Annotated in this window: 14 protein-coding genes and 1 tRNA gene; 2 read left to right on the top strand and 13 right to left on the bottom strand. The window is 65.2% G+C overall.

The features are described from left to right. The first annotated feature begins 31 nt into the window (after positions 1-31). Positions 32-1,951, top strand: a complete 1,920-nt coding sequence (locus tag EAH73_RS01115; RefSeq protein ID WP_140464460.1) for a T9SS type A sorting domain-containing protein — start codon at positions 32-34, stop codon at positions 1,949-1,951. 83 nt (positions 1,952-2,034) lie between these two features. On the opposite strand, the gene EAH73_RS01110 is transcribed toward EAH73_RS01115, so the two are convergent. The 4 genes from EAH73_RS01110 to EAH73_RS01095 all read right to left on the bottom strand — a co-directional run bounded on the left by EAH73_RS01110 (position 2,035) and on the right by EAH73_RS01095 (position 5,187). Further along, positions 2,035-2,385, bottom strand: coding sequence for a hypothetical protein (locus EAH73_RS01110; protein WP_140464459.1), 351 nt, complete (start codon positions 2,383-2,385; stop codon positions 2,035-2,037). An 89-nt stretch (positions 2,386-2,474) separates the two neighbouring features. Then, positions 2,475-3,113: a hypothetical protein gene (locus EAH73_RS01105; protein ID WP_140464458.1), complete on the bottom strand. Its 639-nt coding sequence runs from the start codon at positions 3,111-3,113 to the stop codon at positions 2,475-2,477. A 150-nt stretch (positions 3,114-3,263) separates the two neighbouring features. Further along, complete coding sequence (locus EAH73_RS01100) at positions 3,264-4,535, bottom strand: site-2 protease family protein (RefSeq protein ID WP_240047095.1); 1,272 nt, start codon at positions 4,533-4,535, stop codon at positions 3,264-3,266. Next, complete coding sequence (locus EAH73_RS01095; RefSeq protein WP_140464457.1) at positions 4,528-5,187, bottom strand: HAD family hydrolase; 660 nt, start codon at positions 5,185-5,187, stop codon at positions 4,528-4,530. The genes EAH73_RS01100 and EAH73_RS01095 overlap by 8 nt, the downstream gene beginning before the upstream one ends. Before the next feature lie 142 nt (positions 5,188-5,329). Here EAH73_RS01095 and EAH73_RS01090 point away from each other — a divergent pair. Next, positions 5,330-5,403, top strand: a tRNA-Ile gene (locus EAH73_RS01090). Positions 5,404-5,527: 124 nt separating this feature from the next. Here the strand turns inward: EAH73_RS01090 and EAH73_RS01085 are convergent. The 9 genes from EAH73_RS01085 to EAH73_RS01045 all read right to left on the bottom strand — a co-directional run bounded on the left by EAH73_RS01085 (position 5,528) and on the right by EAH73_RS01045 (position 24,171). Then, entirely contained in the window at positions 5,528-7,387 is a 1,860-nt protein-coding gene (locus EAH73_RS01085; protein WP_140464456.1) for a beta-N-acetylhexosaminidase, read from the bottom strand. 97 nt (positions 7,388-7,484) lie between these two features. After that, positions 7,485-9,788 carry a GH92 family glycosyl hydrolase gene (locus EAH73_RS01080; RefSeq protein ID WP_140464455.1) on the bottom strand — a complete coding sequence of 768 codons (2,304 nt, stop codon included), beginning with the start codon at positions 9,786-9,788 and terminating at the stop codon, positions 7,485-7,487. Between the two features lie 84 nt (positions 9,789-9,872). Beyond that, positions 9,873-12,179, bottom strand: a complete 2,307-nt coding sequence (locus EAH73_RS01075; protein WP_140464454.1) for a family 20 glycosylhydrolase — start codon at positions 12,177-12,179, stop codon at positions 9,873-9,875. A gap of 53 nt (positions 12,180-12,232) precedes the next feature. Continuing rightward, positions 12,233-14,884, bottom strand: a complete 2,652-nt coding sequence (locus EAH73_RS01070; RefSeq protein ID WP_140464453.1) for a glycoside hydrolase family 2 protein — start codon at positions 14,882-14,884, stop codon at positions 12,233-12,235. A gap of 66 nt (positions 14,885-14,950) precedes the next feature. Then, on the bottom strand, positions 14,951-17,353 hold the full coding sequence (locus tag EAH73_RS01065) for a glycoside hydrolase family 3 N-terminal domain-containing protein (RefSeq protein WP_140464452.1): 2,403 nt from the start codon (positions 17,351-17,353) through the stop codon (positions 14,951-14,953). 70 nt (positions 17,354-17,423) lie between these two features. Further along, positions 17,424-18,863, bottom strand: a complete 1,440-nt coding sequence (locus tag EAH73_RS01060; protein WP_140464451.1) for an alpha-L-fucosidase — start codon at positions 18,861-18,863, stop codon at positions 17,424-17,426. A 134-nt stretch (positions 18,864-18,997) separates the two neighbouring features. Beyond that, positions 18,998-19,309, bottom strand: a complete 312-nt coding sequence (locus tag EAH73_RS01055) for a hypothetical protein (protein ID WP_140464450.1) — start codon at positions 19,307-19,309, stop codon at positions 18,998-19,000. A 249-nt stretch (positions 19,310-19,558) separates the two neighbouring features. Beyond that, positions 19,559-20,905, bottom strand: a complete 1,347-nt coding sequence (locus EAH73_RS01050; RefSeq protein WP_140464449.1) for a vanadium-dependent haloperoxidase — start codon at positions 20,903-20,905, stop codon at positions 19,559-19,561. After that, on the bottom strand, positions 20,902-24,171 hold the full coding sequence (locus EAH73_RS01045; RefSeq protein ID WP_140465271.1) for a VCBS repeat-containing protein: 3,270 nt from the start codon (positions 24,169-24,171) through the stop codon (positions 20,902-20,904). The genes EAH73_RS01050 and EAH73_RS01045 overlap by 4 nt, the downstream gene beginning before the upstream one ends. Positions 24,172-24,311: the final 140 nt, after the last annotated feature.

Raw genomic sequence — 24,311 nt, 5'->3', positions numbered from 1 at the left:
GGCGTTGGCGCTCACTACCACCTCGTTCCGCATGATTCGACTGTTCCGCTTGTTGCCGGCGCTGCTGCTGCTTGCCTTAGCCGCCCGGGCCCAGAACGCGCTGCCCGTGCAGCCCCTGCCCGCCGACCCCAGCCGCGCGGCCCCGGCCCGGGGCCCCGTGGTGGCGCGGCGCGGCACGGCCCTGTCGCTGCCGTTCTTCGACGACTTCACGACCCCACGCGAGGGCAACCCGCGGGTGCAAAACTGGCTGCCTGGCGGCGGGGCCCTGGTGAACAACCGCCTGCCGGTACACCCGCTCACGCGGGGCGTGGCCACGCTCGACGGGCTGAAGGCCAACGGCCAGGGCTATGCCAACACGCCCAATTACGGGGCCATCGACTCGCTCACCTCGCAGCCCATCGACCTGAGCGGCTACGGCCCCGGCAACGGGGTGTACCTCACCTTTGCCTGGCAGGAAGGCAGCATCGTGGGGCCCTCGGAGCGCAGCAGCGGCAGCGCGCCGGTGGCGCTGGAGCTGTTCTTCCTGGACCGCGACGGGCGCTGGGTGTCGCAGTGGAAGCAACTGGCCGGCGGGGCGGCGGTAAGCGGCTTCCGGCAAAAAGCGGTGGCCGTGGCCGATGCGCGCTTCTTCCACGCCGGGTTTCAGTTTCAGTTTTTAGCCACCGGCAACGTGTCGGTGAGCACCGACGCCTGGAGCCTGGACTACTTCGTGCTGGATGCCAACCGCACGGCCACCGACACTACCTACGCCGACCTGGCCACCGCCCAGGGCTTGGGCAACCCGCTGCGACGCTACACGGCCCTGCCCTGGTGGCAGTACAACGCCGCCGCGCCGGCCGCCGAGCTGAACCCTATGCTCAACGCCGAAATCACCAACCTCAACCCGGGGCCCATTCCCACGCCCATAAGTTGGACGGGCACGGTGCAGGACGTGGCCGGTGGCTACACGGGCACGTGGCTGACCGACAGCCGCAGCATCCCCACGCAGCCCCGTCAAACCGTGATTGGCGGCAGTGCCCGCACGGCGCCGCTGCCCACCACGGCCGCCGCCAAGCAGCTGCGCTACACCCTGGCCCTGAACACCCGTGTGGCCGCCGGCGACCGCACCTTGCCCAATGACACGCTCAGCCGCGACGTGTTTCTCAACGACTACTACGCCTTCGACGACGGCACGGCGGAGGCCGTGCTGGCGCTGCCGGCCACGTCCACGGGCCCCATCCAGTACCTGGCCTACGCCCTCGACCTCAACCAGCCCGACCAGGTGAAGGGTGTGCGCCTCTACCCCGTGTTCCTCAACAACGCCCAGGGCGACAACGGTGCCAACCGCAGCATCACCGTGGGCGTGTGGGCCGATGCCAACGGCCAGCCCGCCGCCACGCCCCTGATGACCCAGACCGCCACCCTGCTCAACCCGCTCAATAATCCTTCGGCCGCCGGCCAAACATTTGTGGACGTGCTCTTTAGTGCTTCCGTGCCGGTGAGTGGGCGCGTGTACGTGGGCTACGGCCAAACCGCGCGCGGCCAGTTTCTGCCCTACGGCATCGACCTGAACAACCCGCCCCCCGCCAACACCTTGTGGCGCACCAACCAGGGCACGTGGCTCACGTTTTCGGCCCTGCCCGCGGGGGCCCCCATGGTACGCGCGCTGCTCACAAACAACCAGACGGTAATTACCGCCACCACGCCGCCCGCGGCCGCCGGCGCCCCCGCCGCGTTCTCGCTCTACCCCAATCCGTTGCCCACGGGCGGTACCATCGCCGTGGCGGGCCCCGCCTTCGCCCGCGCCAGCCTGCTCGACGCCCTGGGCCGCACCATCTGGGAGCAGCCTGCTGCGGAGGCCGGCCGGCCCCGGCTCACGCCCGGCCGCCTGGCTGCCGGCGTGTACCTGGTGCGCCTGCACCTAGCCAACGGCAGCGCCGTGACGCGCCGCCTGGTGGTGAGCGGGGAGTAATTCAGGCAAAACGCGGGGGCCCTGCGTTCGGCGCGTAAACGCTGAATGCAGGGCCCCCGCAGTTATGTAAATAACCGAGAATGCTACTTGGTGGATTCTTCCAGCAGGCCCAGTAGCTCGGCGGCGGCCTGGGCTACGTCGTCGTAGCCTTGCTGGGCAGCGCGCTCCTTGGCGGCGATGAGGCCGTCGCGGTGCACGGTTTGGAAATCGCCGTACGGAAACTTGTAGCGGCCCTTGGTTGACTCCTGGTGGCTGGCGTCGACGGCCAGGTGCCAGTTGGCGTACTCAGCCATGCCGTGCTGCTGGAGGAACGTATTTTGGTGGGCTGGGTCGGGGTTGTGCTGGCCCCAGTGGCCGGCGTCGTTCTTGATTTTACCGGCTTCGATGAGCTTTCTGGCGAAGGTGACGGCGGCGGGGTTAAGGGCAAGGGGCATGCGGCGGGAGGGAATGGGTGGGCCCGAATCTACGCGGCCTGGGGCCCCTGCGTTATGGTCGAGCCTGGCCGTTGCCCGCCCCGGGGCCCCTAGTTCACGAAGGGCATGTCCAGGTCCTGGCCCAGGCTGGTGAGGGGCGCGTTGGGCACCTGGCCGGTGAGGCGCGTGGTGAGGGCCTTTGCCTCGGCGGGGCTGAACACGTCGAGCTCGCGCAGCCAGGCCACGCGGCGCAGCTGGGGCTCGATGTTGCCGAGCGGGTTCACGGTGCCGTATTCGCGGCGCAGGTAGGTTTTGGCACGGCGCTCGAGGGCGGTGGCAAATTCCTGGAAGGCAGCGCGTTCGGTGGGCGTGTCGGGCAGCACCACCTGGGCGCGGGCCGTGTGCAGCACCCGCTGGCTCCACCAGCGGTGCAGGCCATGAAAAAAGAGGCCCCCCGCGCCGGTCGCCGCCACCAGCACCCACCCCCAAAAATCGGTGACCTCGGGGGAAGCCAGGGTGCCGCTGGGCACTAGGGTGGCCCCCAGCCACAGGGCCCCAAACAGCAGGGCCAGCAGCTGCCGCCGGGGCACCTGGCGGCGGCGCTCGGTGCGCACGGGCAAAATTTCCTCGTAGGGCATTTCCAGCTCCAGGGCAATGTGGCCGCGGCCGTTGCGCTCGCACACGTACAGGCCGTGCTCGCGCAGGACCAGCAGCGTGGCGCGGGTAAGCTGGCGTTGCTGAAAATGCATGGATGTTTTGGTTGTCAGGTGTTCGTTGTCAGCTGTCAGGCGCAAAACGCTTTGAGCCGCTTGGTGTTAGCTACGAGCCTTTCGTTGCCAGCTGTGAAGGCGTTAAATAGAAGTCGGTTAATCATAAATGAACAACCGACAACGCGCAACCTACTTAAAAGGCGACGGCGTGAAGCAAAGAACAAAAATAACCACCATTGCCCACCCCAGCCATTGGCGGCCGCGGCTCAGGGCGCGGTCGTCGGGCGCGGGCGGGTGGTAAATGCCCGTGAGGCGGCCCAGCAGCAGCCCAAACACCAGCCAGCCGGGGTTGCCCAGCACGCCCGGCACGGCCGCCGCCACGGCCACCTGCGCCGCCCAGATGCCGGCCGCCAGCAGCAGGCCCTGGCGCGGCGTGGGCAGCGCCCGCCAGCAGACCAGCCCCAGGTACAGCGCGTAGGCGGGGCCCCAGTACAGCCACGTATCGGGGGCCGAGCGCGGCGAAAACAGCCCCAGCCCGGCGTAAAAAATGAAGCCCACGAAGAGCATCCGCGCCAGCCGGTTGAAGCGCTGGGCCCCCAGCAGCCCGTACAGGATGTGGCCGCCGTCGAGCTGGCCCATCGGCAGCAGGTTCAGGGCCGTGAAAAACAATGCCAGGGCCCCGGCGAGCAGCACCGGGTAGTGCAGCAGCTCGTTGGGGTGGGGCAGGCGGGCGGGGTCGGCAAAGCCAAACTCAAGCAGGCGGTAGAGCAGCGGCCGGGCCAGGCTGATGCCGTCCGGGGCCCCCGGCGGGTACACGTACTGCGCATAATTGGCCCCAAACCGGGCGTATTCGGGATGGATTTGGAACAGATAATCGAGCGGCGGCAGGTGCGTAAAGCCGTAAATGAGCAGCGGCACCGCCACCACGAAGCCCGCCAGGGGCCCCGCCAGCCCAATGTCAAAAAACTCGCGCCGCGAAAAAATCCGGTCCTGAATGCGGATGACGGCCCCAAAGGTGCCCAGCCCCAAGGGAAACGGGATGAAGTACGGCAGCGACGTGGCCACCCGGTTGCGCCGGGCGGTGAAGTAGTGCCCAAACTCGTGCACCGTGAGCACCCCCAAAAACGGCAGCGCAAACCACAGCCCGCGCGCCCACTCGCCGGGCCCCGGCAGCGGCGGCAGCCCCCACACGCCCAGCGGCGGCAGGCCCACGTCGCCCCGCGTGAGCTGCACGCCGGCCAGTGTGGTCGTTAGCAGCGTCAGCAAAAACAGCCCCAGGTGGCGGGCGTACACCCGGGCCGGCGGCGCGGGCAGCCGCTCGTAGCGCCGGAAGCCCCAGCCGAGGCCCCCGGCGAAGTCTGCCGGCGGGGAGGTCAGTAGCTCGGGTAGGGGCAGCGGCTCGGGCCGGGGCAAGGGGGCCCCGGGGCCCCCTTGCCCCGGCGCGGGGGCAAACTCAGGCAACGGGGGGGGCGTATTCTCGGGGAAAGGCACGGATGGCTTCGGGCAGGGCGGTGGTGAGGGTGAGCGGCGGGGCCAGGTGCAGCACCCGCAGCCCCAGACGGCGGGCGGTGGCCACGTGCTGGGGGCTGTCTTCAATGAACAACACGTCTTCGGCCCGCCAGTTCATTTCGCGCAGCGCGTGCTGGAAAAACGCCTCGCCCGGCTTGCGCAGCCCCACCTCCTGCGAGTAAAATACGCGGTCGAGGCAGTCGGCAATGCCGTGCTTTAGCCCGTACTGCGCCGCCAGCCGCCGGTTGATTTCGGCGATGTGCAGCGCGTTGGTGTTGGAGAGCAGCGCCGTCTGGTGGCCCTGGCGGCGCAGCTCGGCCACCAAAGCCAGGCGCTCGGCGGGCACATCGAGCAGCAGCGCGTGCCAGGCCTGGTCAATTTCCGCGTCGGTGGCCTCCAGGTCGTAGGCTGCACGCAGCCCGTCGCGGAACTCGGCCGGGGTCACCTGGCCGGTTTCGAGCAGGTCGAACAGCCCGGCCTGCGTGGCCTGGCTGTATTCCACGGTGCTGCCCGCCCGGCTTAGGCGGCGGAAAGCGGCGGGGGTGCGGTCGTAGTCGATGTCGATGAGGACGCCGCCGAAATCAAAAAGCAAGTGGGGAAGCATAGGGCAGAAGCGGGGCCGGCGAGGGTGCCGGCCGCCGCGCAAAGTTCGCCCCTGCCCGGGGCCTTTGCACCCGGGCTTGTACACATAATTGCGGGTGGCGGCGTATCTTTGGGCCAGTAACCTGCCTGATGGCGGTTGCTAAGGGCCTATAGCTCAATCGGTTAGAGCAACTGACTCATAATCAGTAGGTCCTTGGTTCGATTCCAAGTGGGCCCACAAAAAAGGCTTTCCTGCGCGCAGGAAAGCCTTTTTTATTGTGAAGCCCCCGGGCCAGCCCCCGCAAGCGGCGGCGTGTGCCGCGCCAATGGCCGGCGGCGGGGCCCGGCCCGGGGCCCCACTGCTACTTCACCAGCAGCTCGGCGGGGGGGCTTTTGCGGCCGTTGGGGGCGATGGTGACGGCGCGCACCAGCAGGCGCTTGCCCTGCGGCACGGCCAGCGGCTTGGTGTAGAGCTCGGTGGTTTCGTCGGGCATGAGGCCGTCGAGGGTGTAGCGGATTTGGGCCCCCGGCACCAGGGAGCGGAGCGTGAACACGGCCTTGCCGCTCTGCTTCGCCGCGCTCAGGCTGTCGAGGCCCACGGGCTCGGGCACGCGGTAGTTGATGCGGTGGGCGTCGAGGCGGGCAAACTGCTGGCCCAGGCGGGGCAGAAAGTCGGCGTAGTTTTTCTTGGCCGCGGGCGTCCAGGCCACTTCCGACACGGCCAGCAGGCGGGGAAAGAGCATGTACTCGGCCTTGGCCGGGGTGGCGATGTACTCGGTCCAGAGGTTGGCCTGGGGCCCCAGCACGTGCTTTTGCTGCGCCGGGGTGAGCTCTTTGGGCAGGGGGTTGTAGCCGTACACCTTTTCCAGGGGCAGGTAGCCGCCGATCATCAGCGGCTCGTTGGGGCTGTGGATCTGCGGGTTCTGGCCGGCGTCCAGGTAGAGGTAGCCGGCGGGCGACATCACCACGTCGTTGCCGTGCTGGGCCGCTTCGATGCCGCCTTTCTCGCCGCGCCAGCTCATCACGGTGGCCTTGTCGTCGATGCCGCCTTCCAGAATCTCGTCCCAGCCGATCATCTTTTTGCCCTTGCCCGTCAGAAAGGCCTCGATGCGGCGGTTGAACCAGCCCTGGACCTTCTCCACGTCGGTGTAGCCCTCCTTTTTCATGATTTCCTGCACCGCCGCGCTTTCCTTCCAGCGGGTTTTGGGGGCTTCGTCGCCGCCAATGTGCACGTAGGGCCCCGGAAACAGGGTGCACACCTCGGCCAGTACGTTCTCAAAGAACGTGAACGTGGGCTCGGTGGGGCACACGATGTCGTCGATGACGCCCCACATCGTCCAGGTTTCGTAGGGCCCCGGCTTGCAGGCCAGCTCGGGGTAGGCGGCCAGGATGGCCACCGAATGGCCCGGCATCTCGATTTCGGGCACCACCGTGATGTACCGTTTCTGGGCATAGGCCACCACCTCGCGGATCTGGTCCTGGGTGTAGAAGCCGCCGTAGGGCGTGCCGTCGTACTTGAAATCGGCGGGCGTTTTGAACGTTTGCTGGGCTCCAATCAGCGTTTCCTTGCGGAAGGCACTGATTTGCGTGAGCTTGGGGTACTTCTTGATTTCGATGCGCCAGCCCTGGTCGTCGGTCAGGTGCCAGTGGAAGGTGTTGAGCTTGTAGGCGGCCAAAAAATCGATGTACTTCTTCACGAACGACACCGGGAAGAAATGGCGGCATACGTCGAGCATGCCCCCGCGCCACTTGAACGCCGGCTCGTCGGCAATGCGCACGTAGGGCACGCGCGCGGCGGCCGTGGCCGTGGGCGGCAGCAGCTGCAGCAGCGTCTGGCTGCCATAAAACAGGCCCGCGCCGCCCGCCGCCGAGATGCTCACGCCGCTTTTGTCCACCACCAGCTCGTAGCCCTCGGGGCCCCCGGGCGTGGCCGCCGCCGTCAGCAACCGGATTTGGGCGGCCTGGCGGTTGGTGGTCAGGGCCACGGTTTTGCCCAGCGGTGCCAAAAAGCCTTTCAGCAGCTCGGCCACGTTTTGGGCGGCCGGGCCGGCGGCGTACACGCTGATTTTTTGGGGCAGGGCGTAGGCGCCGGTGCTGGTTTGCACCTCGCGGGGCAGCGGCACCAGGCCCAGCGGGCCCGCGGGCTGCTGCGCAAACGCGGGGCCCCCCAGCAGGAGGCCGGTGGTGAGGAAAGCGCCGAGGCGAGCGGGGAACGAAGGCATAAGGGAAAGGCTCAGGGAGTGAAAAAAATGGGCGCGCAAAGCGGCAAACCGCGGGCAACGCGGGGGCCCTAACGGGGCCGCCGCCGCATCGAAATACTTACTTCATCACCGATTTTGGGCGGTCGGCCGCGGCCACGCCCCAAGTGGCGCTGGGCTGGGGCCCCATCTCAAACACGAGCTTGCCGCCTCGCAGCAGGTCCTGGTGCGTGATGTAGGACTTCGTATAGGGCTGGCCGTTGCGCAGCACGCGCTGGATGTACTTGTTGGCCGCGCTGTTGTTTTTGGCCTCGATGGCCAGCGTTTTGCCGCCGGCCAGCGCCAGGGTGGCTTGGTTGACCGATGGGCTGCCGAAGATGTAGGTGCCGTTGGCCGGGTTCAGGGGGTAAAAGCCGAGGGTGGAGAGCACGTGCCAGGCCGACATCTGCCCCACGTCCTCATTGCCGATGATGCCGTCGGGCTTGGTGGTGTAGAAGTTTTCGGTGATGAAGCGGACCTTCTCGGCCGTTTTCCAGGGCTGGCCCACGTAGCTGTAGAGGTAGGTGATGTGGTGGCCCGGCTCGTTGCCGTGGGCGTACATGCCGATGAGGCCCGAGATGTCGGGCGAGGCTTCGGCGCCCATGTCGCCCTTCACCGTGAATAGTGAGTCGAGCTTCTGGCTGAAGCGCTTTTCGCCCCCCAGCAGGCCGATGAGGCCCTCCACGTCCTGCGGCACCAGCCAGGTGTACTGCCAGGCGTTGCCCTCCGTGAAGTCGCTTTTCATGTGCACCGACGAGAAGGGGCTGAACGGCGTGCGCCACTCGGTTTGCGACACCCGGCCGCGCATGAAGCCCACGCGCGGGTCGAAGTAGTTGCGGTAGTTCTGGGCACGCTTGCTGAAGTAGGCGTAGTCGTCGGTCTTGCCCATCTGCTTGGCCATCTGCGCGATGCACCAGTCGTCCACGGCGTATTCCAGGCCTTTCGACACGTTCTCAACCTCGCTGTCGGCCGGAATGAACCCCTGGGCCTTTACGGCTTTCAGGCCCGACTCGTCGCGCATGGCGGTGGCCTTCACGGCCTCGTAGGCCAGGTTGGCGTCGAAGCCCTTGAAGCCCTTGAGGTAGGCGTCGACCACCACCGGCACGGCGCTGTAGCCCACCATGGTGTTGGTTTCGTTGGCCATGAGGTGCCACACCGGCAGCTTGCCCTGCTGCTGGTAAATGGCCAACATACTCTGCACCATGTCGTTCACGCGCTTGGGCTGGAGCAGGGTGAAGAGCGGGTGCGCCGCGCGGTACGTGTCCCAGAGCGAGAACGTGGTGAGGTTGGTGAAGCCGGGGTTGGTGTGCACCTTTTTGTCGGTGCCCCAGTAGTCGCCGTTGTGGTCGTTGAAGATGGAGGGGGCCACCATGGTGTGGTAGAGCGCCGTGTAGAAGGTTTTCATCCGGGCCGGGTCGGCCTGCACGCGCACCTTTTGCAGCTCCTGGTTCCAGGCGGCATCGGCGGCGGCAGCCACTTTGGCGAAGTTCCAGCCCGGGATTTCGGCCCGGATGTTGGCCATGGCGTTGGTGGTGCTGACGGGCGAAATGCCCACTTTCAGCTTCACTTTTTCGCCTTCGGTAGTGGTGAAGGTGACGACGCCCTTCAGGCGGTTGCCGCTGGCGGCGGGCGTCGTATTACCCAAGGAATCCGTCACCTGCACGCTCGTGAACTGCCGGATGGGCTTCGAGAAGACCGCCGCGAAGTAGAGGCGCTGTTCCTTGGCCCAGCCCTTGGAGTACCGGTAGCCCACCAAGGTGCTGTCGTTGAGCTTTTCGATGTGGGTATCGGTGGCCAAATCCCAGCCGATGCCCTGCTGCAAGTCGAACACCAAGTGCGCCGCGTCGGACTTCGGGAACGTGTACTGGTGGAAGCCCACCCGCTCGGAGGTCGTCAGCTCGGCCTTGATGTTGTAGCGCTTCAGGCGCACGCTGTAGTAGCCGGGCCGCACGCGCTCCTCTTTGTGCGAAAACAGCGAGATGAAGCCCTTCTGCGGGTTTTTGGGCGTGCCTTTCACCACCCGCACCTCGCCGGTGGTGGGCATCACGGCCACGTCGCCCAGGTCGCCGATGCCGGTGCCGCTGAGGTGCGTGTGCGAAAAGCCCACGATGGTGGAGTCGGAAAAATGGTAGCCCGAGCACCAGTCCCAGCCCTCGGAGCGGTTGACCGGCCCGAGCTGCACGGCGCCAAACGGCACGTTGGCGCCCAAGAACACGTGGCCGTGAAACCCCGTGCCGATGTACGGGTCCACGTATTGCGTGAGGCTAGCCGCCGGGGCCGGACGTGGGGCCCGGGGCGGCGGGGTGCCGGCGGTGGCCGCCAGCGGGGCCAGGGCCCCGGCCAGCGCGGCCACAAAATAACTAAGTTGGGATGGGCGATACTTCATAAAACGCATTTGCTTAAGCAACTAGGGTAGGATGGGAGGAGATATCTTGCCAGGGTAGTACTAGCCGGGCTCGGGCACAAGGGCTTAGTGCCGAAGCCAGCCGGCCGGCACGGGCTGCGGCGGGCTGCCGTTGAGGCTGTATTGGAGCAGCAGCTTGTAGCCGCCGCCGCCTTCCACAAAGTCGAGGGCCAGCGGCTGCAAGCCTTTGGCTAGGGCCACCTGGCCGTTCTTTTCAATGGCCGAATGCAAGCCGCCGTTGTCGACCACCATCCGATCCGCAATTTGCAGCGTGCCGCCATCGTCGCAGGTCAGGTAGAAGGTGTAGATGCCCGTGGCCGGCACGTCGAGGTAGCCGCGGAACTGCACCCCAAACTTGTCAGCCTCGGCGGCCTTGGGCACGGCTATTTCCGTCACAACGGCGCTGCCCTTGGCCGGGGCCCCCTGCATGCGGGCGGTGGGGAAATAGCCGTCGAAGTAGGTGGCGGTGAGGCCGGCGGCGGGCGTTTTGCCGCGCACGGGTTCGGCATAGTTTTGCTGCTGATAGTGGATGGTGTAGGTGTCGCCCTTTAGGCCCTCCGGGGTGTAGGCCGCCAGCTTCACCGTAACGGGTTGGCTGATGGGCAGCGGTTTTGCCAGGGTGGGGGAGGTGGGCGTGGGGGCGCTGCCGTCGGTGGTGTAGCGCAGGATCAGGTTGTCCAAAGGCTTTTGCACGGCCAGCGCGGTGCTGGTGGTGAACACGCTCTCCTCGGCAAACCCGGCAAGGTCGGGCACGCGGTAGTGCACCCCCATTCGGGCCAGCCGGGCGTAGTGGGCCTTCAGGCGCTGCAGGTAGCCGGCGTAATCGGGCCGGTTGGTCCACACCACTTCGGCCAGGGCGGTCATGCGGGGCGCCACCATGTAATCGGCGCGGTTTTCCGAGGGCACGGTTTCGGTCCAGAGGTTGGCTTGGGCCCCCAGAATGGCCTTGGCTTCCTGCGGGTTCAGGCCCGCCGGCGTGGGCTTAAACTGGTACACTTGGGCAATCGAATTTTTATCGGGCAAGTAGTCGAAGTACAGCGGGTTGTTGGTGGTCATGATGACTTGGTTGCCGTTGCGGGCGGCGCGGGCGGGGGCGTCGGGCACCCAGCTGCGCCAGTACATCACGGTGGCGCTGGCGTCTACGCCGCCGTCCAGCACCTCGTCCCAGCCAATCATTTTCTTGCCTTTCGACTGCAAAAACCGCTCGATGCGGCGCACAAAGTAGCTCTGCAGCCCATTCACGTCCTTGATGCCCTCGCGCTGCATCAGCGCGGTGCAGGCGCCCGCCTGGGCCCAGGTGGTTTTCTCCACCTCGTCGGCCCCGATGTGCACGTAGGGGCTGGGAAAGAGGGCGGCCACCTCGCTCAGCACGTTCTCGGCGAAGGTGTAGGTGCCTTCGTTGCAGGGGCACAGCGGTACCGAAAACTCCTTGCCCCAGGTGGCGCTGCCGGTGCAGGAGAGGTCGGGGTACGCCTTAAGGGCGGCCATCATGTGGCCGGGCATGTCCACTTCGGGGATGATTTCGATGTGCCGGGCCGCGGCGTAGGCAATCACGTCCTTGAGCTGCGCCTGGGTGTAAAAGCCGCCGTACTCGGTGCGGCCGTTGCGCTGCCGCAGGTGCTGGGGGTCGAGGGCAAAGTCGGGGTTGTCCTTCGATTTCTTAATGCAACTGGAGTCCTGCTTGTTGAACGTGCGCCAGGCCCCCTGGGCGGTCAGCTCGGGGTATTTCTTGATTTCGATGCGCCAGCCCTGGTCGTCGGTCAGGTGCAAGTGCAGCTTGTTGAACTTGTAGAGGGCGAGCAGGTCGAGGTACTTTTTGAGGTAATTGACCGAGAAAAAGTGGCGGGCCACATCGAGGTGCATCCCGCGCCAGGCGTAGGCGGGCCGGTCTTCGATGCGCACGGCGGGCAGCCGCAGTGGGGCCCCAGCGCCGGCCCGCTCGATGGTGGGCGGCAGCAGCTGCCGCACCGTTTGCACGGCCCGGAACATGCCCGCCGGCTCCTTGGCCGCCAGCGTCACCCGCTGGGGTGTGACGGTGAGGCGGTAGCCCTCCGGGGCCCCAATGGTGGCGTCGTACACCAGCACAATGGTGTTGGCCCCGGCGGCTGCGGCCGGCTTCAGGGGCTGCCCCAGACCGTAGGCCAGCAGGGCTTGCAGCTGCGCGGCTTCCTGCGCAAATACCTTCGCTGCGCCGGGCATGGCCAGGCGGGTGGCGCGAGTGATGGGAAAGCTGCCCGCGGCCGGCACCAGGGAGGCGGGGTACGGAATCAGCGGGTACGCATTGGGCCCCGGCTGCGCCGCCCCCGTCCGCCCGAGGAGCAAGGCGCAGAGCAGGCAGAGGAGCACTTGGGTTGGCAGCGGAGACTTGGGCATGGATGAGTGCAATAGCAGAGATTCTGGACCGTAGATGCTAGTCGGGCGTGTTTCTAATTAGCCCCCACCGGCAGCAGTTGCTTCTCCACGTTCCAGCCTTCTACCGACACCAGGGGCGCGGGGCCCCCGGGCGGGTAGTCCATCACCACGGTGGTGCTTTCGCCGGGCAGTACCGACACGTAGTTGTCGCTGTAGAACACGGGCAGCAGGCGCTGCTGCGTCTGCGGGTTCACCAGGGCCAGGCGGTTGAAGAAGGCCACCGGGGCGTTGGCCGGGTTGGTGAGCGTCACGGATATTTGGTTTTTGGCCAGCTGCTTGGCGGTTACTTTAACGGTGGTTTTGGCCATCGTTTTCAGCCCCGAATACTCGCCCTTCGCATCGGCCAGCCAGTAGAAGTTGCTGCTGACCACTTTCTTGTTCAGGTCCAGCAATTGAATGGAGAGGAACATGCCCTTGTCCTTGGCCATGCGCCGCACCAGGGGCCCAATGGGCAGGTAGTTTTTGGCCATCGACGGGTTGATTTCCACGATGACCTGGGTGATGTTGGTCTTCTTGCCGGCCAGGTCGTAGGCGTCCACCACCAGCATCAGGTCGCGCTGCACAGCAAACGAGTTGTTGACGATCATCACCATGCTGTCCACGGGGTTGTACATGGGGTGCAGCGGGGCGCTGCCGCTGCGCAGCCCGTAGAGGCAGGCGTTGGGGTCGAGGTAGTAGTCGTACATCTGGCCGCGCATGGCCGTCCAGGGGTTCTGCGTTTTCCAGATGATGGTGCCCGTGTACCAATCCCACATGTGGGCGCTGAAGCCTTCCATCAGGGCGCGGTACTGGTCGTAGTTCACGAGCTGGGCCTTCAGGCCGAAGTCCCGAACGTCTTTGGGGGCCCCGTAGGGCAAAATGTACTGGTTGTACCCCACGCCGGTGTAGGTGTGGTAGGTCCAGACGGAGTCGGCTTTTTCGGCGTTTTTGCTGGCCGGGCCCAGGTACTGGGGCGCCACCAAGTTGGCCTTGGGAATGAAGCGCTCCAGCGATTCGTAGTCGCCCACGCCCACCGAGCCCACCTCCGAGTTGAACGGGTAGGTGCGGGTGCCCCAGAAGCTGCGCGGGTCCTGGATGCCGTAGGGTCCGTCGCCGTTGCCGCCCAAGCGGTTGTACGACAGGCTATCGGAGTTAGAATACGGAATGAGCCAACGCGTGCCGTCGAGCTTCGGAATGATGGAATCGGCCAGGGCCGTGTAGATGTCCTTCGGCGGGGTGATTTCGTTGCCGCCGCACCACATGGCCAGCGAGGCGTGGTTGCGCACCATCTTCACCTGGTCGGCGGCCGAGTTGATGAACAGCCGGTGGTCGTCGGGGTACTTGCGGCGCGTCCACTGGTCGTCGGCCTTCTGCGGGTCCAGCCAACGTCCGTTGGCGTCGCCCGACACCCAGAAGTCCTGGATCACGAGCAGGCCGTACTTGTCGCAGGCCGCGTAAAACTCGGGCCGCTCCACCAGGGCCCCGCCCCAAATGCGGATCAGGTTCAGGTTCATGTCGCGGTGGAACCGGATTTCGGCGTCGTAGCGCGCATCGGTAAAGCGGAGCATGGCGTCCGAAATAATCCAGTTCCCGCCCTTGATGAACACCTTCTGGCCGTTCACCAGCACCTGCCGGCTTTCGGTTTTGGTGTTCCACTGGGTCTGGATTTCGCGCACGCCCACGTCCACCGTTTCCACATCGGACACGGTTTTGCCGACCACGAACTGCATTTTCAGCGGGTACAAATGCTGGGCCCCGTAGCCGTTGGGCCACCACAGCTTGGGGTTGGGCAAGCTCAGGTTCTTGAGGCTGACCACCTTGGTGGCGCGCGCCGGAATGTTCACCGGCTGCGATACCGTGTGGCCGTCGAGGGTGTAGGTGAGGGCCCCCGCCACGGCCTGCGCGGTCGGGTTTTCCAGTTCGGCCGACACCTGCACGATGGCCGGCGCCTGGGGCCCCGTGGGCAAGCGCACGCCGGGCACGCGCGTCACCACGTGCGGGTTTTTCAGGTTCACGGCCCCGGTACGCTCCAGCACCACCTTGTCCCAGATGCCGGTGTTGCGGTCCCGAATGGGCTGGATCCAGTCCCAGCCCGCCGTGTACTGGGTGGCCACGCTCTTGGCAATGCGGCCGTCGCCGCCCTGGCCGCCGTTGGGGTTGCCCACCGGGTCGGCCGGGTACACGATGACAGCCAGGCGGTTGCGGCCGTTGCGGGCCAGCAGGGGCGTGATGTTGTAGGCCTGGCGCAGAAACATGCCGTGGTGCGTCTGCTTGTTCACCTTCTGGCCGTTCAGGTACAGCTCGCAGCTGTAGTTCACGCCCCGCAGGTGCAGCCACAGTTGCTGCTGGCCGGCCAGCGGCGCTTCCGTGAAGTCCTGCACAAACCAGTAGGTGTAGTAGTCGCGGCCGGTGGTGTAAATGTCCGGAATGTGCTTGTTGTTCATCCCGTAGAACGGGTCGGGCACCTGCTTATTCGCCAGTTGGGTGGTGAGCACGGTGCCGGGCACCACGGCCGGGGCCCACCCCGTCAGGGCGTACGATGGCTGCGACAGCGCCGGCCCTTGTACGCTGACCTTCGCAGCGGGCAGGCATTGCCAGCCCGAGTTGAGTTCGCGCTGGGTTTGGGCCCACAGCGGCAGGTGAAGTAGCAGCGCACACAGCAGGCAAAAGGGCAAGCGGTAAGTCATCGGCAAGGGCCCCCAGGGGGCAGTTGTTGGCGTAGATGGGTAAAGGAATCAAGTAAAAATGCCCGGCTATTTATTGCCAGCGGGTACAGCAAGGGCTTGCCGCACCTGGAAATCGGCTTTCAGCCGGATGTCGTCCGACGCGGCGCCCACCATCGCGGTGAAGGTGCCCGGCTCCACCACCCAGTTCATTTTGGGGTCCAGCAGCATCAGCTCGTCGGGGCCCAGGGCAAAGGTCACCGTCCGTTCCTCGCCGGCTTTTAGCGCCAGGCGCTGGAATTTCTTGAGCTGCTTGGCGGGCGTCACCGTCGAGCTGACGTTGTCGTTGAGGTAGAGTTGCGCCACTTCGTCGCCGGCCCGTGCGCTGGTGTTTTTCACCTTGAAGCTGACGTTGACCTGCACCGTGCCCGCGCTTTCCACCACGTCGGTGCGCAGGTCGGCGTAGGCAAATTTGGCGTAGCTCAGCCCGTAGCCGAAGCTGTAAAGTGGCTTGGCGTCCATCTCCACGTAGTCGTGCCGGGTGGGGGTTTTGTAGTTGTAGTAGATGGGCAGCTGGCCCACGCTTTTGGGCACCGAAATCGGCAGGCGCCCGGCCGGGTTCACGTCGCCAAACAGCACGTCGGCCACGGCATTACCGCCCTCCTGGCCCGGGTACCAGGCGTCGAGCATCGCGGGCACGTGGGCCGCCAACCAGTTCAGGTTCAGCGGCCGGCCCTTGATTAGCACCACCACCACCGGCGTGCCGGTGGCCGCCACGGCCTGCACCAGCGCCAGTTGCTTGCCCAGTAAGTCCAGCGTGGCCCGGTCGTAGCCCTCGCCGCTCTCCATGTCGCTGACGAGTTGGCCACCCGCGGCGGCCGTCACGGTGGCCGCGCCGGTGCTCTGGTACTCAGTTTTGAAGTCGCGGGCGCTGGAGCCGCCCACCACCACCACCGCCACTTGGGCCCCCCGGGCCGCCGCCACCGCGCCCGCCAGGTCGGCGCTCGTGGTGTCGCGGATGGCGCAGCCCTTCACGTAAGTCACTTTCGTTGCGGCCGACACCTTGGCCTTGATGCCCTCCAGCACCGTCACCACGTTGTCGTCGGGCTGGGGCGCGGTGTAGTCGCCGAGCTGGTTGTAAATGTTGTCGGCGTTCGGGCCAATGACGGCAATGGTTTTCAGGGTTTTGCTGAGCGGCAGCAAGTCGCCCTCGTTCTTCAGCAGCACCACCGATTCCTGCGCCACGCGGCGCGCGAGCTGCACGTGGGCGGGCGTTTTCACCTGCTTGGCCGCGTTTTTCACCGCCACGTAGGGGTTTTCAAACAAGCCCATTTCGAACTTCTGGCGCAGCAGTCGGCCCACCGCTCTGTCCAGCACCTCACTCGATACCGCGCCGCTATTCACCGCTGCCAGCAGCTCCTTGTCGTAGCCGTAGCCGCTGAGGTCGGTGTCGAGGCCGGCGTTGATGGCCAGTGCCGCCGCCGCCGGGGCCGTAGCTGCCACGCGGTGCCCGCCCACCAGGCCCGAAATGCTGCCCAAGTCCGACACCGTGAAGCCCTGAAAACCCCACTGCTTGCGCAGCAAGTCCGTCAGCAAGAATTCGTTAGCCGAGCACGGCACGCCGTCCACGGAGTTGTAGGCCGTCATCACCGACAGGGCCCCCGCCTTGACGGCGGCCCGGAACGGTGGCAGAAAGCTCTGGTACAGCTCGCGGGGCCCCGTGCTGATGCTGCCCCCGTTGTGCCCGCCCTCGGGCACGCCGTAGGCCGTGAAGTGCTTGAGGGTGGAGATGATGTGGGGCCCACCCACCGGGCCGGTGGGGCCCTGGAAGCCGCGCACCATGGCCACGCCCATGGCGCTGTTCAGCACTGGGTCTTCGCCGTAAGTTTCCTCCACCCGCGACCAGCGCGGCTCGCGGGCCAGGTCCAGCACCGGGCCGTAGCCCACGTGGGCCCCCTGGGCGCGGGCCTCGGCGGCAATGGCGGTGGCCATCTGCTCGATCAGGGCGGGGTCCCAGGTGCTGCTCTGGCCGATGGAGGTGGGGAACACCGTGGTGCCAATGGCCATGTGGCCGTGCGGGCACTCCTCAGCCAGCAGCAGCGGAATGCCCAGCCGCGTGTGCTCGCGGGCGTACTTCTGCAGGGCATTGGTGGCCTCGGCCGATAGTGTCGGGTTCAGGCCGGTGAGCAGCGTTTTCTGGGTCCACGGGTCGGCGCGCAGCGTGGCCCACAGCATGCCGATGTGGCGCTCGTCCACGGCCTTGCGGTAGGCGGGGCTGACGTCCACTTTAGGGCCCTGCTTCTGGTACATTTCCCAGCCCAGCAGGGTCGAGAGCTGGCCCACTTTCTCTTCCCGCGTCATGCGGCCCAGCAGGTCCTGCACGCGGGCTTCGGTGGGGGCCTTAGCGTTCTTATAGAGCGGCGGGCTGGCGGACTGCGCCAGGGCGGGCGCCGCACAGGCCACGCTTAACCCGAAAAAAAGCTGCTTCAGCATATTATTACGTAGTTGTGCGCGCCCAACTGAGCGCGTAGAAAACAGGGCCCCCACGGGCCGGGGCCCCCGGCTAGCGCGCGGCAAAGGCAAAGGCCAGCGCCGGGTAAGCCCCGGCCGTTTTGGACAATGCCGCGGGCAACATTACCGTCACCTTGTCGCCGTCGCTGGTCCACTTCACCGTTTTGCCGGTTTGGAGCAGCTTCACGGCGCTGCCTTTTTTGGGCACGTTGCCGGTCCAGGCCACGGTGGCGGGGGCGGGCTGGCTTTCGGGCAGGCAGGCAATGGCGTAGCGGGTGCCGGTTTTGCCCTGCGTGAAGTACGTGGTGCCGTCCTGGAAGCGCGCCGTGGCCCGGGTGCCGTAAATGGCCGCGCCGTTCACGTCCAGCCACTTGCCAATGGCCGCCAGGCGTGTCACCGCCTCCTGGTCGAGGGTGCCGTCAGGCTTGGGGCCCACGCCCAGCAGCAGGCTGCCGCCCTTGGCCACCACTTCCACCAGCGTGTGAACGATTTTGGTGGGCGACTTATACACGTCGTTGGGTACGAAGCCCCAGTTGTTGGCCAGGGTCAGGCAGCTTTCCCAGGGGTTGGCCAGCGGCCGGTCGGGCACCTTTTGCTCGGGCGTTTGGTAGTTTTCGTAGGGCCCGTGCACGGTGCGGTCCACCATCAGCAGGCCGGGCTGGGCCTGGCGGGCCATGGCGGCAATGCGCGGCATGTTCACGTCCTGGCTGAACTCCGGGATGGGGGCCCCCCACGAGCGCACCTCGTCGTTCACGGTTTCCTTGGGCCGCACCCAGCCGCCGTCGAGCCACAGAATGTCCATGCTCCCGTAGTTGTGCATCAGCTCCCCAATCTGGTTGTAGGTGAAGTCCTGGTACTTTTTCCAGCGCCACGGGTACTTCTTGATGTCGTAGTTCACGTTGCGGTTGGGCGTGGCGTATTTTGACCACCAGAAATCCTGCGAGTGCCAGTCGGGCTTCGAGAAATAGGCCCCGATCATGAAGCCTTCCTTGCGGAAAGCGTCGAACACGTACTTGGCCACGTCGGCCCGCGGGTTGTCCTTAAACGGCCCGCTGCTGATCTTGAAATCCGACTCCTTCGTGTCGAACATGTTGAAGCCGTCGTGGTGCTTGGTGGTGAACACCAGGTAGCGCATGCCGGCTTTTTTGGCCACGCTGGCCCACTGCTCGGGGTTGAATTTAGTGGGGTTGAACTGCTTGCTATAGTCCCAGTAGTGCTTCTTATAGTCCTCATAGGCCACGGTGCTGTCGCGCTCAATCCAGTCTTCCGAGCAGATGGTCCACGACTCGATAATGCCCGGAATGGCGTATATGCCCCAGTGCAGGATGAGCCCAAACTTCTGGTCGCGCCACTTGTCCAGCTTCTGCACCACGAGCGGGTCGGTGGGCGCTTCGTACTGCGTCGACTGCTGGTGGATGCCCTGCTGCTGGGCCCGGGCCGGTAGGGCGCTGGCCGCGGCGAGCAAGGCGAGGGCGAGGGTTACTTTTTTCATTAATGGGGTAAGCTATTTGTTGAAAGTCAAGCGATTAATTCTTTGCGGCCGCCGTGTGGCGTAAGCGCCCCGCGGCCATCTACTGTGCCGGCCCTGCGGGGTACATATGTAGCACTATGCGCTAGCCCGGGGCCCTATTCTTCGGCAAAGGCAACCGGCCGAACGCCCGCGGTGCGCGGGCCAAGCAAAGCCAGCCGATGCCATCCGTGATAAATGAGGACAGTAGGCTGGCGAGCATTCAGGCCATTTGCAGCAAGTAACCGGTTGGCGTGCGTACTGGCCAGCGGCTTGCTAAAACCTTTTAGGTCGGCAATATCGGGCTGCGCTGGCAAACCACGCCTTCCCATTGATATACCGAGTATCAGCCCGCCCTTGGGCCCCGGGCGCTGCCCACCAACCAGCTGGGCAGGCGCAGGTACCGAGCTGGAAAAATACACGCGCAGCATGGGAAAAGAGAATAAAATGAAAAAATGCTGCGTGTCCCGTCCAGCACCTGCCAATCAATGGAAAGTACAGAATGATGATAATTAACAGAACATCAATTACATGAGCTGAAAAGCAGCTTTGCTAAAATGTTTAAGCAACCCCTGGAGCGGCCAGAAGGCACCTGCTTACTTGCGTTGGCAGGTCGGACCGGCCGGCTAGGCTGCCAGCCCAGCGGTGCCGAGCCGGTGGCTTGCTTAGGGGCCCCGGTACTATTTTTTAGATAAGGATTTCTTGTTGGGCATCAGGATTTTAGCTACGATGTAGCGGCCTATTTTCTGTCCCTGCTCGTTGCCGCCGGTCACGCTGTCCATGTAGTGGATGCCGCCGTAGAAGCGCGACACGGATGCCTCCTGGGCGGCCTGGCGGAACGACTTGAAGGACCGCTCACCGCTGCCAAACGGGATTTCCGTGTTGTCGACGTAGGCGATGTGGTCGCCCAGCAGGTAGGTGAGCACCTCGGCCGAGGCGTTGGACACCACGGCGTGCCCGCTGGTGTACTCCGGGAAGGGCGGCGTTTGCAAAAAGGGCTGCCACTTCACGTCCAGGTACTTGTTGATGTAAGTTTCGGGGCGAATGCGGTTGGTCAGGTACTTGGCATCCCAAGTGCTGATGAAGGAATCCATGAGGGTAATGCCTTCGGCAAGAAGCACATAGACAGTTTTGTCGAACCCCACTTTCTGCTGCCGGGCCACCAGGGCGGCGATGTTCATCCAGTGCCCGCCGGGGCTGATTTTCTTGAAGCCAATGGCCATGTGGCCCGAGGTGTTGACAGCAAACGGGTTGCAATCCCAAAACTGGGCTACCTGAATCTGCTCTTCGGTGAGCTGCTTGCCGGCCTTGTACACGGCCAGCACCTGATGGAAAAAGGCCGAGGCCGTGTCTTTGCTGAAAGCGCAGGGCCGCACCGGCCGAAACTCGCCGGCCGAGTCGATAACCAGCGGGCGAATGGTTTTCCAGTTGGGCTCCACGGCTTCGAGGTAGGCGGGGGGGGTAGGGTACCAGCTGCCCTCGGCGCGCACCGGGGTGTAGCGCTTGAGGGTGCTCAGCTGCGCGTAGTGGTCTGATTTAGAAAGTTTAACCACGGCCGCCGCCGCCAGCTGCCCCACCCGCACCGACTGGCGCAACACCGCCGGCTTGCGGCCCTGCTTGGCCATGTCCTGCAAAAAGCTGGCTTCTTCGTCGGCCAGGTTTTCGCCCGAGGGCAGCAGCAGGCGGGCCGTTTCGAGCATGCTGTAGTAGGCGGCAACCTGGTAGTCGTAGGGGGCGCGCACGGTGTCCAGCCGCAGGTCGGCGCCGAAGCCTTTGACCAGGTGCTGCGCCGGGGGCAGGCTCTTGTTGCGGGCCGCCACAATGCTGTAGGCCCCCAGCATGCTGTAGGCGTAGTAGCGTGCCGCGGCCGGGGGGCTGATGACGTCGTGCACCATCGTCATGTTGATGGCGTCGAGCGCCTTGCTGGGGTCGAGGGCCCCGGCGGGCTGGGGCCCCCCGGCGGCTACGCTGCCGGGTACCAACGTGGTAGCGGCCAACGCGGCCAGTAGTAGTGCGTGCTTTATCATGGTGCTTTGTAAAACTGCACGGGCCCGTTGCCGACGCCCACCACCAGGTAGGGCTGCTTGGCCACCGTAATTTCGCTCACCGATTTCACGTCGCCCACCACGCTGAGGCCGGCCGACGGCTGCGGCACGTAGCGGAAGCCGCCCTGGCCGTTGCCCTGCAGCAGGCAGCCGTAGCTGGCGTCGAGGCTGCCTACTTTCAGGCGGTTGTCGGTGTGGTTGCCCAGCAGCAGCAGGTCGGGGTGGCCGTCGTGGTTGTAGTCGCCGCTGGTAATCTGGGTCACCATCGAAAACTGGGCTTCCATGGGTAGCTCGGTGGCTATGAATTTTCCTTTATTGTTGATATACAGCATGGTGCGCAGCTCAGTAGCTTCCAGTTTGCTGGCTTTGGTCAGGTCTTCGGGGGCAAAAATCTCCGTCATGGTAGCATCGGCGTAGGCCTTGTAGGAGGTGAAGCGGCGGCGCATGGGGTAGATGACGTCGTTCAGTTCGTCGCGGCTCACGAAGGGGTAGCTCTTGCCATCCACGAAGAAGTTGAGGAAGGGGTCGAGGGAGCCATTGTTGTCAAAATCAGCGTAGTAGAGCGTGGCGGGCTCGGCGGGGGTGCCGCGCAGCGGGCTGTTCAGGCCCAGGTTGCCGGCCACGATGTCGGGCTGGCCGTCGGCGTTCACGTCGGCCACGTGCAGGCTAAACCAAAAGCCGGGCTGCGGCGTGCCAAAGTAGGCCGCGGTCTGGTCCTGAAAGCCTTGCGGGGTGTTGAGCCACACGGTTAGCGGCATCATCTCGCCGCACAGCACCAGGTCGGGGCGGCCGTCGTGGTTGAGGTCGGCCCACTGCGCATCGGTCACCATGCCGGCGTGAGCAAACGGCACCTCGGCCGCCGCAAAGGTGCCCTTGCCGTCGTTGAGCAGCAGGTAGCTGGGGGGGGGCAGGGGGTAGCGTCCCGGAATGACGCGCCCGCCCACAAACAGGTCGAGGTCGCCGTCGTGGTCCACGTCGGCGGCGCGCACGCAGCCCTTGCTGGCCGCGCTGAGGGGGGGTAGGGCGGCGGGGGCCAGCGCCAGGTGCCCGCGGCCGTCGTTGAGGTACAGCTCGTCCTGCAGCTCGTCCTGCCCAGCTTCGTAGAGGGCGTAGCCACCCTTGGCCAGGTACAGGTCGGGGGCCCCGTCGCCGTTGGCGTCGAAGAACGTGGCCGCCGCCACGGTGCCGGTGGGGCGGGGGGTAGGGCGGCCCAGCGCGGCGGCCACAAACGTGCCGCCCGGCTGCTGCACGTACAGCCGGCCCACCTCGCCGGGCGCGCCGCTCACAAACAGGTCGTCCAGGCCGTCGCGGTTCACATCGGCCTTAGTGATTACCGGGGCCGTTTTAGAATACATAAACAGCATGAGCAGCTGGCGCTTAAAGTCGTTCAGCGACTCCTGCTCGGGCTGGAAATCAAACAGCGGCGCGGCGGTCCGGAACACCGGCTTGGCGGCGCGGGCCAGCGGCGGGGCGGCGGGTAGGGCCCCCGGCTTGGCGCTCACGCGCAGCAGCTGGTTGGCCTTCACGGCGGTGAGCAGCTGCGTGGTCTGGTCGGGCCACACAATGCGCACCGAATCGGCGCGCGCGGCGGTGCCCAACCCAAAGTTGAGCACCGTGGACACGCACGAGAGGTAGCCCCGGTTGGGGTTCACCTCCTGGTACTGCACCTGGCCGGGCGTGTGTACGTACACCTTGGCCCCCACGGCCTGGGTGTTGGCGCCGGGGCCCCGGAGCCTGAGGGCCAGGTAGTTGGTGTGGTTAGCGTCGGTGCTGTGGTTGCGGTAGATGCTGGCCGGCTGGTTTATCGTGTTCACCACCAGGTCCAAATCGCCGTCGTTGTCAAGGTCGGCGTACACGGCGCCGTTCGAAATATTGGCCTGGTTGAGGCCCCATTCCTGCTGCTTGTTGGAGAAGGTGAGGTTGTGCTCGTTGCGAAAAATGTAGTCGGGCACCGCCGTGGCCGGCATGGCCGTCACGAGGTCCATGAGCAGAAACGGCTCGCGGGCCATCGCCTTTTTAATCTTGTAATCGCCCCAGTAGCGCAAAAAATCCTTGTTGGTGTAGTCGCGCAGGTAGCCGTTGCTGATGTAAATGTCCTTGTAGCCGTCGTTGTCGAAATCGGCGATGAGCGGGCACCAGCTCCAGTCGGTTTTGGCCACGCCGGCCAGCTGCCCGATTTCGCTAAACGTGCCGTCGCCGTTGTTGAGGTGCAGCATGTTGCGCATGTACTGCGGGTAAAGGCCCTGCTGCTGCATCAGCTCAAATACCTCGTAGTTTTCCTCCAGCTGCAGCGATTTCTGGCGGTGGTTATCGGCCGGCAGCATGTCGAGCGTGAAAATATCGGGCTGCGCGTCGTTGTTGAAGTCGGCAATGTCCACGCCCATCGAAAAGTGGGAATGGTGCCGCAGCACCCGCTGCGCCTGGTTGGTAAACGTGCCGTTTTTGTTGTTCAGGTACAGGTAATCGGGCTCGTTGTAGTCGTTGGTGACGTAAATGTCCTGCCAGCCGTCCTTGTTGATGTCGGCCACGGCAATGCCCAGGCCAAACGTGAGGGGGCTCTGCACGATGCCGGCGGCCTTGGAAACGTCGGTGAAATGGCCGCCCTCGTTTTTGAACAGCTTGTTGCCGGCCAGCGCATCTACCTCGCCCTGGTAGCGCGCAAACGCCATGTTGTCAATCTTTTTGATGTTGTGATTGAGCAAAAACATGTCGAGGTCGCCGTCGTTATCGAAGTCGAAAAACGCGGCCTGCGTGCTGTAGCCGGGGTCGTCGAGGCCGTACTGGTGGGCCTGCTCCTCAAACTTGTTGTTGCCCTGGTTGATGAACAGCTGGTTGCGGCGCACGTCGTCGGCCTTCTTGCCCGAGTAGCATACGTAGATGTCGAGGCGGCCGTCGCCGTTCACGTCGGCCATTGTCACGCCGGTTTTCCAGCCGTCCTTGCGCCCGCCCAGCCCCGGGTTGGCCTGGTCGGTAATATCCTTGAATTTGCAGCCGCCCAAGTTAAGGTACAGCCGGTTAGGCCGCATGTTGCCGGTGAGCATCAGGTCGGGCAGGCCGTCGTCGTTGATGTCGCCCACCGCCACGCCGCCGCCGTTGTAGAAGTACTCGTAGGACAAAATGTTGAGCGCCTCGTTTTCGCTCACGGCGTTGTTGAACGCGATGCCCGTTTCCTGCGCGCTGAGCAGCGTGAACAGCGGCTGCTGCTCCCGCTGCTGCGCCCGGCTGCCCAGCGCGCCGCCCAGCCCCATCAGCGTGAGCAGCAGCCGGCAGCCAGCGCGCCAGCAGGCCCCCGGGGCCCCTAATTTGGTGGTGAAAACGCTCAAGGAATTGATGAATAAAGGCTGCAAAAAGCTTTGCAAGCTAAAATGTACGACGCTCGCCCTACCCC

Origin of the sequence: Hymenobacter nivis (genome assembly GCF_006439025.1) — a bacterium.
Taxonomy (GTDB): Bacteria; Bacteroidota; Bacteroidia; order Cytophagales; family Hymenobacteraceae; genus Hymenobacter; species Hymenobacter nivis_A.
Note: the sequence above shows the minus strand (reverse complement) of the source record. Positions and strands in the feature narration are given on the sequence as shown.